General features: G+C 45.1%; 7 protein-coding genes and 1 pseudogene. 5 read left to right on the forward strand and 3 right to left on the reverse strand.

The window, feature by feature from the left end; all coding sequences use genetic code 11:
- Positions 1-166 precede the first annotated feature (166 nt).
- Complete coding sequence (locus F6K23_RS06055; RefSeq protein ID WP_293152026.1) at positions 167-1,189, reverse strand: AraC family transcriptional regulator; 1,023 nt, start codon at positions 1,187-1,189, stop codon at positions 167-169.
- 872 nt (positions 1,190-2,061) lie between these two features.
- On the opposite strand from F6K23_RS06055, the gene F6K23_RS06060 reads away from it, so the two are divergent.
- Genes F6K23_RS06060 through F6K23_RS06070 form a run of 3 tightly spaced genes read left to right on the forward strand, consistent with a single transcriptional unit; the run spans position 2,062 to position 4,755 of the window.
- The gene (locus F6K23_RS06060; protein WP_293152029.1) at positions 2,062-3,297 is read left to right on the forward strand and encodes a transposase; all 1,236 of its coding nucleotides are present in this window, start codon (positions 2,062-2,064) and stop codon (positions 3,295-3,297) included.
- Positions 3,298-3,317: 20 nt separating this feature from the next.
- Entirely contained in the window at positions 3,318-4,580 is a 1,263-nt protein-coding gene (locus F6K23_RS06065) for a DUF1254 domain-containing protein (protein WP_293152032.1), read from the forward strand.
- Positions 4,567-4,755, forward strand: a complete 189-nt coding sequence (locus F6K23_RS06070; RefSeq protein ID WP_293152034.1) for a hypothetical protein — start codon at positions 4,567-4,569, stop codon at positions 4,753-4,755. The genes F6K23_RS06065 and F6K23_RS06070 overlap by 14 nt, the downstream gene beginning before the upstream one ends.
- 611 nt (positions 4,756-5,366) lie before the next feature.
- Here F6K23_RS06070 and F6K23_RS06075 read toward each other — a convergent pair.
- A complete protein-coding gene (locus F6K23_RS06075; RefSeq protein ID WP_293152037.1) occupies positions 5,367-5,549 on the reverse strand; it encodes a hypothetical protein in 183 nt (60 codons plus the stop codon).
- Between F6K23_RS06075 and F6K23_RS06080 the strand changes: the two genes are divergently transcribed.
- Entirely contained in the window at positions 5,536-7,821 is a 2,286-nt protein-coding gene (locus F6K23_RS06080; RefSeq protein WP_293152040.1) for an arylsulfatase, read from the forward strand. The genes F6K23_RS06075 and F6K23_RS06080 overlap by 14 nt on opposite strands.
- A 55-nt stretch (positions 7,822-7,876) precedes the next feature.
- Here F6K23_RS06080 and F6K23_RS06085 read toward each other — a convergent pair.
- Positions 7,877-9,100, reverse strand: a pseudogene (locus F6K23_RS06085) (RNA-guided endonuclease InsQ/TnpB family protein).
- A 303-nt stretch (positions 9,101-9,403) separates the two neighbouring features.
- Here F6K23_RS06085 and F6K23_RS06090 point away from each other — a divergent pair.
- Positions 9,404-11,941, forward strand: a complete 2,538-nt coding sequence (locus F6K23_RS06090) for an arylsulfatase (protein WP_293152043.1) — start codon at positions 9,404-9,406, stop codon at positions 11,939-11,941.
- Positions 11,942-12,409 lie beyond the last annotated feature (468 nt).

The raw sequence follows: 12,409 nt of genomic DNA on the forward strand, positions 1-12,409 counted from the left end.
GGTACATTTTGTTATTGTAAGGTCCAACACAGGGGGAGGACATCACCTCTGTCTAAACAGCGGTCAGGGTTTCCCAGACTGAAGAATCCCGCGTTGTCCCGTAAGGGCAACGTCGGGAGTATGTCAAAACACGGAGGCCTTCAACGTCGCTTTTCGGTAATGCCAGCTAACTTTTGTAGTGTTTTGCCAACGTCTCTGAAGGCAACTCCCCAAACATGACTTTGTAATCTCTAGTAAAATGACTCGGACTGTAGAACCCAAATTCACTAGCAAGGAAGGTAATGGTACAATTTTCGGGTTCGCTTGCTTTCAGGTGTTGTCGCACTGCATTAAGTCGTCGTATCTTGAGATAGCGCATCGGACCGACGCCAAATAAGTCTTTAAAACCAAAAGATAACGCACAACTGCTAGATCCTAAATTTTGAGCGAGTTGTTTTAAGGTCAGAGGTTTTTCTAAGTGTGTTAACATTTCTTTTTCAGCTTGGGCAATCAACTTTTCTCTTCGAGAAGGTTTGAGGAAAGACTTAGAATTTAACTTAATGGGAATGTTACTAATCAACAAAGGAACGAAATCATCAGTAACGAGTTTCTCAATATGAGGGTTTTGAAACCAAGTCGGTTGGTGTACTGCTAACCAAATCAGTTGTTTCAGATAAGCTTTAATTTCTTTCATCCCAGTTAGAAGCAAATTCACATGATTTTTACTCCGGAAATTGTCGTCTAGATCGTGGCGTTGTAGTTGATCTGCATAAGCATCAAAAGTTTGAACAGGGATAACAATGTTTGTCAATGCTCCACCTTGAGGAAATATTTCGTGTGCTTCAGTGTTATTGAAACCAAAAAGAGTATTTTGAGGTTTGACAGGGTGACGGAAGGAGTAATATTCCCTTTCATTCTCAGACCAAATTATTGCAAAAGATATGTATCCCTTTGTACCATCACCCGAAAATTGAAACCCTTGGTTCACCTGATTACATACAAAAAATATGTCACCAACCTGAATCGACAAAAACTCACCGTGAAGAGAACCGGGAGTCAGTTGTATTATTTCCTTATTTTTATACTCAAAAAACTCTTTGAAATTATCCACATCTGTAAAGGATTTTGAGATAATCTTCGGATTACCTGTCCCGGGAGTATCCTCAACTTGGGTAATTTTACTATCGTCTATATCCTTCAACAAACTCATTTTTCGCAGCACTCTTTAACGAAGTCAGAAGTCAGAAGTCAGAAATTAACCCACCCCTAACCCCTCCCAGGAGGGGAAGTAGGGGATTTAAGCTCTGCTCCAAAAACGTTTCGCCTTAAAAGGCGGGGTTGCGCGACCCAATTATTTTGATAAAAAAAATAATCAAACAAATTATAAGTAAAACTAATAAAAATTAAAAATTAGTTATTTAATTTGTATAGCTTAGAAAGTTATAATTTTCGATCATCCACAGAGAGAGCTTACCACTAAACTAACCATTAAGTCTTTGAAAGGCTGTCAAGAACAAATAAAGTACATAGCTCATCTCTTGTTATCTCAATGTTGGTTGAAGACCCGCGCTCTCCTGACAAGGGAGCGACGCAATTGGAAAACCAATCAATAAGAGCGGTTTTTCCAATAGTGTGCTATAGTCCTTAAAGGCTGCTGGGCTAGCAGTGTCAGTCTGTGGAGCGATCGTAAGACCGGAAAGAGGTTCGGCCTTGGAGGCAGGTGCGTTAGAAGCAGAAAGCCCCTATCAGCGATGTTAGGGAATCCCGCGCTGTCACGCAAGTGCAGCGTCGGGAGGATGTCAAGAGGTTATATTCATGTCTTTGATAAATAGAAAATCCGATTGGGATTGGGAAGAAGAGTATGCATATACTCTCGGAGTGCAGGCATTCATCTATGCCTTTCCTTGGGCCTACATGCCAGTAGCCTATAAGCTCCGCCTGGATTTAAACAAGGGGTAAATACAGAAAGCGAAAACTTATCTAAAGTTTATCAAACTTACTCATAACTAGAGCTATAAAACTAAAATGAGTAAGTTTTTTTCGGTTGTCTTGATTTGAGTCCCTATCAGCTACAATTAAGGTATGAAGCTAGTTGAACGTCATGTTATCAGCAAATCACATGATTTGTGGTCAGAAATTGACCACAAGGCTTTTTTGTCTAAAAATCTGTTTAACTTAGCCAATTACCATTATCGTCAATATTTCTTTTCCGAGCAAAAGAAATTAAATTTTAATCAACTTTATCACAAGGTATCTAAAAGTTCCGATTATCAAGCTTTACCTACCAAGGTAAGTAAGCAAATTATTAGGAGATTAGATCAAAGTTGGACTAGTTATTTTTCAGCTTTAAGAGAGTGGAAAAAACAGCCAAATAAATTTTTAGGAAAACCAAAAATTCCCCAATATAAACATAAGACAAAAGGCCGAAATATTCTGCCCTATCCTGAGGAATCAATTTACAAAAAAGCCTTAAAAAAAGGAATTTGTCATCTGTCTATGAGTGAAATAAAAATTCCTACTTCACAGACAGAAATAATAGAGGCCAGAATCGTCCCCAAAAGTAGCTGTTATATAATAGAAATAGTCTATGAAAAACCGGAAGAAATAACAGAAAATAAACAAGTAGCAGGAGTGGATTTAGGAGTCAATAATTTAATAGCTGTAACTACAAATCAAACAGGAACTGCACCTCTTTTGATTAAAGGCAGACCATTAAAAGCTATTAATACCTTTTATAATAAACAGCGCTCTTGTTTACAATCTCAATTAAAAACCAACCACAATCAAAGTCATTCTCATAGGTTAAAAAAAATAACTCACAAACGAAATTGTCGAGTAGAAAATTATCTCCATACAGCCAGTAAAAGAGTAATAGATTGGTGTGTTAACCATGAAATAGGCCAATTTATTATTGGGCATAATCAGACATGGAAACAAGAAATAAAATTAGGGAAAAAGAACAATCAACAATTTGTGAATATCCCTCATTATCGGTTAATAGAGATGTTAACGTATAAAGCCCAATTAATCGGAATAAAAGTAATAATTACAGAAGAATCTTATACATCTCAATCGAGCTTTTTAGATGGGGATTATTTACCAAAATATGGAGATAAAAAACCGAAATTTAGTGGAAAAAGAGTAGCAAGAGGGTTGTATAAAACCAGGGGAAATAAATTATTAAATGCTGATGTAAATGGGTCGTTTAACATTATTAAAAAAGTAATTCCTGATGTCTTTGACCAAGGAATAAAGGGTTTGCCGTTTAACCCTGTGGTGGTTGATCCACTACGAACAACTAAGCTTTCAGATTTTTGAGTAAGTTTGAGTAAGTTTAGTTGAGCGGTACAGTCAACAAATTTACCCACCTCCGGAAGCTGAAGGATGAATCCCACCAGCTCGGTGGCGCACCCAATAATGACACCCTGTATTCTCAGGCATCTATATATGTGGGGAAAGAACCCCTGATTCTATCGATTCCAGCACTCCCATCAGATCCGGAAAAGGATGACTATCGCTACCACAACGTACAATGTACCGATTACCGAGGAGACCAATTTGCTTACGTCGGTACGCGGGCCACGGGAGTAAAAGGAGGCCATTTTGCCATTTTTGGGCCAAATTGGTCGGGGAATTTACCTGAAGGCCTGCAGGAGCTTGAAGGTCCTTCGCCGACGCCCTGGGCATTTCTCTCGGCGCGAAACTTACTGATGGAGGCGGAAAGGAAGGAAGGCGCGGACTTGGATGCAGTCCATGCTATTCAGGATCAGTACAAACTGACACCTCTGTCCCAGTGGATCGATCCAAATGCCACCCCCGAACCTGTCGATGAGCTTTGGGAACCTTACGATCGCGCGACCGATCCCCTTGCGGACTGGAAGAATATCAACCGCGCGATGGTTGATAACCCTCCCGATTCCTATGATGCGTCCTTGCTCGAATTGTTCGAGACCATTGGTGTCGGGCCGGGATTAGACATTGAGGTTCAGAGTGAAAGCACGAAGCGCGGTCTCGAACGTGCTGCTGTAGAGGGTTTAAAGATCGTCGATGAGGCTGTCGTCCAAGGGTACGCACACAAAGAAGTGAATGGGTGGAAGTATCCGCCTTCATACTTAGGCCGACCTTCATCAGTACGGGATTGGCTGCTGCGTGCAATGCAGGCCCAAGCTGGCTTTGTTGCCAACGATACGATCGAGGCTATCTACATGAGCGTATTCGTAGATAAAGATGGCAACCCTCTGTCCGGGGAAAATCGTTACGAGCTTCGGTTCGAGGCTGGAAAGCAACCCGAGGTCAATGCGTTTTGGTCTCTCTCCATGTACGATCTTAATTACAACTTGGTGGATAATCCGATCGATCGCTATTCCCTAGGCGATCGTAGTGGGATGACTCCCGGTAACGATGGCAGTCTCACGATTTACATTCAGCGCGAACAACCAAGCGGCGAGAACCTAATCCCCAACTGCTTACCCGCACTCGAAGGCGATTTCTTTATGTTCATGCGCCTGTACTTACCGGGCTACCCAGCATTGTCTCAGTACTGGGAACCCCCCAGTTTGGAGAATCTCGGTCCTGCCGAACCTTCTGGTGGTGCGAGCTAATTGCCGTTACCTACAGGGTGGGTTTTGCTCGCCCCGATCGACTAACCAGCGCGATCGCCCATCTCGTTGCCAATATTCTTTTATGGTGGACAAAACAGCCTACTTCGTTCTGATTGCTCCCCGATACATTGGCAAGCGGCGATCGCATTTTGGGATGCATCCCGAATTTTGTTAACTCTTTTTATGAGATTTCACTGTAGGGTGGGCAGTGCCCACCCTTATTTATGTTGCGCCAGTAGTGGCGTACTCCAAAAGGGTTATATAAGTAAAGTTAATACATTAAAAAAATTAGTTATTTAATTTGTATAGCTGAGAAAGTTATAATTTTCGATCATTCACAGAGATAGCTTACCACTAAACTAACTTTAAAGTCTTTGATTTACCCCATAGCACAACAGAGTGGACATGACTCACCCTGTTTCGATTAAGGCTTTGGATCAATGCTTTTTTGTGGTGTGGAATTGTTCTCCACCACGCTCTGAAAAATTGGCTCGTACCAAATCTGGGTTAAACAAACCCGTTTTAAATAACCCAAAAAAGCTCTCTAGAGACCTTGCATGCAAGGTTTCTACAGGGTGGGAGCTAACGGGGTATTTATACCGGATTTGGTATCAGTAGTAGCGCGTCTACGTCAAGGCAGAAGTTCTAACAACGAACCAATTTTTCCTGTCAAAGTCTCTTGTTGCCCTTAGAATTAAACCTTTCTTTGGCTCAAACTAGCTAGCGATATTGAGACTTTATTAACCCTTTTTGGGATGCGTCCCCAATTTTGTTAACTCTTTCTTATTAGGTTTTACCGATGTTTTTGAACCGAATGTTGAGAACGATCGCGATATTTGCGATCGCCATCTCTCTCCTATTGGGAAGTATTACTCCCCCTGTCTTGGCACAAACTGCTAATGGCTCGACCCTGCCATTCCCGACAGTGCCATCAGCCAGCGTTGCCGGACCGACTTTGGATCCTCCCACCACCATGATTCGGCGGGAAGAACCGAACTATATACCCAACGAAGATCCGCCCAACATCCTGATTATCCTGCTGGATGATGTAGGCTTCGGACAGCCTGACACCTTTGGTGGCGAGATCCACATGCCGACTCTAAGCCGTTTGTGGGATGAAGGGATTGCCTATAACACCTTTCACACTACTGCTATCTGCTCGCCCACCCGCGCCGCTCTCTTAACCGGGCGCAATCACCACCAGGCCCAATCAGGTACGATCGCAGAATTTTCGGTGGACTGGGATGGTTACCTGGGGGTTATTCCCAAGACCACTGCCACGGTCGCCGAAGTTTTGAGCGAATACGGCTACAAAACCTCTGCCTTCGGCAAATGGCACAATACCCCAACCAATGAGACCACAGCTATGGGTCCATTCGATCGCTGGCCTACTGGGCATGGTTTCGACTATTTCTACGGCTTCCTTGCGGGTGAAACCTCTCAGTATGAGCCGCGCCTCTATGAGAACCTCAACCCCATAGAGCCGCCCCACGACGAGACTTACCACCTGACTGAGGACATGGCGGATAAAGCGATCAACTGGATGCGTCACCACCGTTCCTATTCTCCCGACAAACCCTTCTTGATGTACTGGGCACCAGGGGCAGTCCACGGTCCTCACCATGTCTTCAAGGAATGGGCAGATAAGTATAAGGGTAAATTCGATGACGGCTGGGACGAGTACCAAAAGCGGGTCTTTCAAAACCAGAAAGCCCTGGGCTGGATTCCAGTAGAAGCACAGCTAGCTACTCGGCCTGATGACATGCAAGCATGGGATGATATTGAGGATGAGGAGGAACGTGACTTCCAACGGCGGTTGATGGAAGTCTATGCAGGGTTTCTCGAACATACGGATACCCAGGCAGGTAAGGTGATCTCGGAACTCGACAATCTGGGCATTCGCGACAATACCATCGTCTTTTATATTGTTGGTGACAACGGAGCCAGTGCCGAAGGTCAGGAGGGCACTATCAGCGAATTTCTTGCCCAGAACCTAATTCCCAGTACGATCGAGGAGCAACTTGAGGCTCTCGACGAACTAGGCGGACTTGATGCCCTGGGAACCCCAAAAACCGAAAATATGTACCACGCAGGTTGGGCCTGGGCAGGGGATGCCCCCTTCCGTTATACCAAGCTAGTTGCTTCCCACTTCGGTGGTACCCGCAACCCCATGGTAATCTCCTGGCCCAAGGGTATCACCCCCGACAAAACCCCCCGGTCTCAGTTTCACCATGTCAACGATATCGCTCCAACTATCTACGATATCCTGGGCATTACCCCCCCTGAAGAGGTTTACGGCTTCAAGCAAAAAGCCCTCGATGGGATTAGCATGAAGTACACCTTCGACGATGCCAACGCAGAGGATCGAAAGAAGGTTCAGTATTTCGAGAACAGCGGCAGCCGAGGCATCTATATCGATGGCTGGTATGCCTGCACCTTCGGTCCTCAGATCCCCTGGAATATAGCTAAATCAGCAGAGGGCTTCCCTGACTGGGATCCCAATGAGGACGTTTGGGAACTGTATCACATTACCGAGGACTTCACTCAAATGGAGAATCTGGCAGCTCAGGAGCCAGAGCTTTTGGAGGTAATGAAACAAGTGTTCTTGGAAGAAGCAGAAGAGAATTTGGCATTCCCCATTGGAGGCGGCCTGTACGTCAACGCTAATCCCGAAGACCGGATCGGGAGTCCCTACACTAGCTGGACTTTTGATGAAAGCACAACTCGTATGCCTGAATTCACTGCACCGAGCCTAGGTCGCGAGAGCAATCTGGTTACGATCGATGTCGATCTGGAAGAAAATGCTGACGGCGTTCTCTATGCCTTGGGAGGTTCCGGTGGCGGTGTGAGCTTGTTTATGGACAACGGAATTCTGAAGTACGAGTACAATATGCTGCTCCTCGATCGTTATAAGGCTGCATCAAATGCACCGATCGATGGTGGTCATCACACCATTGAAGTAGACACAACCATCGAGGATCTCTATTCCCCAGGTAAAGTGGTTATACGAGTGGATGGCTTAGAAGTCCTCGACCAGCCAATCACTATCGAAACAATCGTCGTGGGAGCCTTCAGTGCCAGTGAAACCTTCGATGTCGGCACGGATCTGGGGGCTCCGGTTTCCCTAGACTATGCCGATCGCGCTCCCTTTGAGTTCGACGGAACGATTAACACTGTGAAAGTAGAGCTGACATCAGATGAATCTCACTTTTTACCTTTACTCCCAGCTCCCTTGGACTAGAAGAATGCTGATTTGACATCCTCCCCCGTTTTAAAACGGGGGATTCCAAATATCACTATTTGGATTTCCTCTTTCTCGGTGTTCGAGCTGACTTACTAGGTTGAGTTTCCCCAACATAGCAGAGATCAATCTCTCGGGAGGCGTTAATTTCCGTCTGCCCGACGGTATTTGAGAGTTGTTTTAAAGCAGCTTTAAGGATATTCCGACTGGCGTTATGATCGCGGTCAGTTTCGTACTTACAATGCGGACACCTATGGGTTCTTGTACTGAGACTTTTAACAACCTTTTCTCCGCAATTTGAACAATTTTGTGAGGTATTTCTGGGTTCAACAGCAATAACTGGAACCCCATAAATTCTCCCAAAATATTCAAGCCATTCTCTAAACCTGTACCAAGCTGCGTCACTAATCGACTTGGCTAGATGATGATTTTTAACCATGTTTCGTATCCGTAGGTTTTCAACTGCGACCAAGTCGTGAGACTGGATGACGTGCTGGGCTAATTTACAAACCCAATCGTTACGCCTGCGTGAAACCTTGAGATGCGCTCTACCTAATTTGTTCCTGGCTTTTGAGCGATTTTGACTTCCCTTTTGAGTTCTTGATAGACGACGTTGCCACTTTTTAATTTTGCGTTCATCCTTTCTCAAGAACCGAGGATTGTCGATCTGATTGCCAGAACAATCTGTATAGAAGAAATTAAGACCAACATCTAGAGCAGTCTGTTTTCCAGTGAGTTCCTTCTTCTCTTCTCTTTCGTGGTCTATCAGAAATTGTGCATAATACCCGTCATGTCTTCTAATCACTCTCACTCGTTTAATCTGTTCGAGTTGATAGAAGTGTAAGTCTCGACTTCCCCATAGTTTAAATGTACCTGCTTGAAACTTGTCTGAAAACGTTAAATAACGCCTATCTTCAGATAGTTTCCAGCCCGACGTTTTGTACTAAACAGACGCTCTAACTTGGTATTTTTTAAACCGAGGAAAACCCTTTTTTCCAGGTATCTTTTGCCGACAATTCTTATAGAACCGTTCTATTGATGCCCAGGCTCTTTCTGCGTGTGCTTGTCGTGCCATTGAGTTTAATCTGGATACCCAGGGAAACTCTGAATTATCTGACAGTACCTTGCAGTGCTTATAGGCATCATTGCGACTTTTGACTTGACCGTCTAACCATGCTCTGATGACACTATTCCGAACGAATCGGCCTGTCCGAATGGCTTCATCTAACCTTCGGTACTGGTTCTCCGTTCCTTTTAGTTTCATCTCATATACGAGCATAGTTTATCGTAATTGATAACGATAAATTATCATAGCACGAGTTGGCGTTCACTGCCATTTAAAAATGGCTCTCTCGCTTATATCCCCTATTTTTAAATAGGGGCTTTACCCATCGCCACCGTAAAGTAATTTAGTTACGGGGTGGGCGTTGCCTACCCTCATTACCTAAGTTCTACTCTAATTCAGCTAAACCTGTAGAGTTCCGAGCCAGCTCGGGACTCTACAGGCCATCCCAAGGCTATCCAGATTGTGTTTTGGGATGTCGCCTGAGATTGTGTTAACCCCTTTTATGAGGTTTTATCTATGTTTTTAAACGGTTTTTTGAACCGAATTTGCAGAGGGATCGTGGCGATCGCGATCGCCCTCTCCTTTTTCCTCAATACTGCTGTGTTGCCTGCAATGGCACAGCAGATTTTGCCCCATCCCGACCCCATTTTTACGGGCGAAATGGGACTAACTTACGAAGACTCCCAATCCGAAAAGGCAGACCTGAAATTACCCTCTACCTTTGGCATTGAAAATGCCCCCAATATCCTTGTGGTGATGCTAGATGATGTAGGCTATGGTCAGATGTCAACCTTTGGCGGCGCTATTTCCAGTCCGACCTTGGAAAAGCTCGCAGATAATGGCTTGCGCTATACCCAGTTCCACACGACAGGCATCTGTTCTCCCACCCGAGCAGCCCTTCTCACCGGACGCAACGCTCACTCCGTAGCATCCGGCGCTGTCATGGAGGCTGGAACGAATTTTCCGGGCTATTCCACCCTTATCCCCCAGAATGCGGCAACGATCGGCCAGATTCTACAGTCCTATGGCTATGCCACATCTTGGTTTGGTAAAAACCATAATACTCCCGACTGGGAAACAGGGGCGATCGGGCCGTTTGATCGCTGGCCTGTGGGTTTAGGATTTGACTATTTCTACGGCTTTGTTGGTGGCGAAACCAACCAATACCATCCTGCCTTGGTGGAAAATACAACTCGTTTGGAAGCGCCCAAAACTAATGCCGATGGATCGCCCTATATCTTCAATACCGATTTAGCCGATCATGCTATCAACTACATCCGCACAACCTATGCTCTGTCAGACGAAAAACCTTTTTTCATGTTCTTTGCTCCGGGGGCGACTCATGCCCCGCATCAGGTTTCCGAAGACTATATCAAGAACTTCGCGGGTGAATTTGATACGGGCTGGGATGAGTACCGCAGCAAAACGTTTGAGAAACAAAAAGAATTAGGGGTTATTCCAGCAAACGCCGTACTCACTCCTCGCCAGGACTTACGGGATTGGGATGATGATTTGGACGCAGACGAGAAAAGACTCTATGCCCGCATGATGGAAGTCTTTGCTGGCTTTACCCAACAAACAGATGAAGAAATCGGTCGAGTGATTGATGCCATTGAAGACTTGGGTCTCTTGGACAATACGTTGGTGATTTATATTGCTGGCGATAATGGCGCTAGTGCAGAAGGTGGAGTGGATGGAACGATTAATACAACCACCTACCGCAACGGCTTGACAGAAGACTTTGACGACAAACTGGCAGCGATCGACGAGTTAGGCAGTTCCAAACACGATAATCATTTCCCTGCCGGTTGGGCTTGGGCAATGGATACGCCCTTCCAATGGACCAAACAGGTTGCTTCCCACTTTGGGGGAACTCGTAATGGCATGGTTGTTTCTTGGCCTGATCGTATTACCGATAAGGGAGATGTGCGCTACCAATTCAGCCATGTTATTGACATCGTTCCGACTATTCTCGAAGCAGTTGGTATTGAAGCACCGACTCAAGTTAACGGTGTCACCCAGAAACCCATCGAAGGAACAAGTCTGGTTTATACCTTTGATGCAACCGATACTGAAGGCAACGATATAAGCGCGATCGATGCCCCCAGCGAACATACAACCCAATACTTTGAAATCGCCGGAAATCAGGGGATCTACGATAATGGCTGGATGGCAAGTGCAATTCGGACAGTGCCGTGGCAGGGGAACGAGCCATTGGGCAATAGCCTGATTGATATGGATTGGGAGCTTTATAACGTTAATGGAGATGCTGACGAGAGTTGTTCTGTCAATACTCCAGACTTTACCCAAGCAAACGATCTAGCTGAGGAGTGTCCCGATAAGCTGGATGAAATGGTCAAGCTCTTTTATGCCGAGGCTGCTAAACATAATGTCTTCCCGTTGGACGATCGTCGTTACGAACGGTTCGATCCATCCCTGCGTCCCAGTTTGGTAGAAGGAAGAACCCATTTTATCTTCCCAGATCATTTCCGCGCTCCTGAAGGTGTAGCACCTAACTTGAAGTCCAAAAGCCACACGATTACTGCAGATGTCGTGTTTCCACCGGGGGGCGAAGGTGTATTAGTGACTTTAGCGGGTGCTTTTGGCGGGTATGGGTTGTTTGTACAGGACGGTAAGTTAGTGTATGACTACAACTTAGCCAGACTTGAACACTATCGGATCGAAGGATCTTTATTGGAGATTCCAGTCCCCACCATTGGTCTCCCCATTACTCTCAAGGCAGTTTATCAAACTGTTTCTGATGAGCCTGGTGTGGGAGGAGAAGTCACCCTTTATGCCGACGGTCAGCAAATTGGTCACGGCTTTGTCTGTGAGACCTTGAGTACCCGCTACACCCCGGATGAAACCTTTGATGTCGGCTTTGATACGGGTTCGGCAGTATCCGAGAGCTATGTGGATTTGATGCCCTTTGATTTCACTGGAACTTTGAACTCAGTGACAATCGAAATCACTGACGATCTCGCAGACAAAGAGTCTGTAGAGGCATACTGCGGGCAGCCTTTACTTCTTAATCCCATTCCGTTCTACGATTAACCAGTGCAAAATTCGAGCATTGATTTAAGACCGAAATGGAAGTAGGCATCTTAATAGCGAACTTTTAGTCGGGTGGGCAGCGCCCACCCTTATTCATGTCGCGTCAGTAGTGGCGCATTCCAAAAGGGATATATAAGTAAAGTTAATACATTTAAAAAATTAGTTATTTAATTTGTATAGCTGAGAAAGTTATAATTTTTGATCATTCACAGAGACAGCTTACCACTAAACTAACCATTAAGTCTTTGATTTACCCGATAGCACAACAGAGTGGACATGACTCACCCTGTTTCGATTAAGGCTTTGGATCAATGCTTTTTTTGTGGTGTGGAATTGTTCTCCACCCCGCTCTGAAGAATTGGCTCAGTAATGACTTCCGCGCCTAGCCTGTAGCAACGCTGCACGAATAGGTTCAAGAGGATGTCACAAAAGAGTGAATCAATGAAAGACTCAAATGTTAACAGCACA

It is taken from the genome of Okeania sp. SIO2C9, assembly GCF_010672455.1.
Classification (GTDB): Bacteria; Cyanobacteriota; Cyanobacteriia; order Cyanobacteriales; family Microcoleaceae; genus Okeania.

What these genes read in the sequence shown, in the direction of transcription:
- F6K23_RS06055 (WP_293152026.1), bottom strand. Translation starts at nt 1,189, where the DNA reads ATGAGTTTGTTGAAGGATATAGACGATAGTAAAATTACCCAAGTTGAG.
- F6K23_RS06060 (WP_293152029.1), top strand. Translation starts at nt 2,062, where the DNA reads ATGAAGCTAGTTGAACGTCATGTTATCAGCAAATCACATGATTTGTGG.
- F6K23_RS06090 (WP_293152043.1), top strand. Translation starts at nt 9,404, where the DNA reads ATGTTTTTAAACGGTTTTTTGAACCGAATTTGCAGAGGGATCGTGGCG.